A 432-nucleotide genomic window follows, 5' to 3' on the forward strand; every position below is an offset into this window, starting at 1 on the left:
CTCCTCGTGCGCCGGGTAGCTGCGCAGCACCCACGGCCAGGTCGGCCACGGGTCCCGTGCCTCGTCGCGCTCCTGCGGCGGCTGCGGGTACAGGTCGAGCTGGTGCACGCCCGCGGCGCCCTGGCGGTGCGCCACCCCGAGGCAGTCGGCCGCCGTGTCACCACCACCGATGATCACCACGTGCTTGCCGGCTGCGTCGATCGGGGTGCCGTCGGGCAGCACCGCCCGCCCCGGCCGCCCCTCGCCGGTCACGGCGACGCCCGGCTGGTCGGTGGTCGCGGTGGCGACCGCGCGATTCGCCGCGACCAGGTGCGCCATCGCCTGGTGTACGCCCCGAAGCGCCCGCCCGCGGGTCTCCGGGGTGTCCCGGCCCTGCAACGCCCCACACGCCAGCAGCACCGCGTCGTGCTCGGCACGCAACTGCTCGGCGGT

1 pseudogene is annotated in these 432 nt (G+C 76.9%); it reads right to left on the bottom strand.

The annotated features are described in order from the left end of the window. Positions 1 to 432, bottom strand: a pseudogene (gltD, locus tag KBX53_RS35790) (glutamate synthase); the annotation flags it as partial.

The organism is Micromonospora sp. M51, from assembly GCF_018070305.1.
GTDB lineage: Bacteria > Actinomycetota > Actinomycetes > Mycobacteriales > Micromonosporaceae > Micromonospora > Micromonospora parva.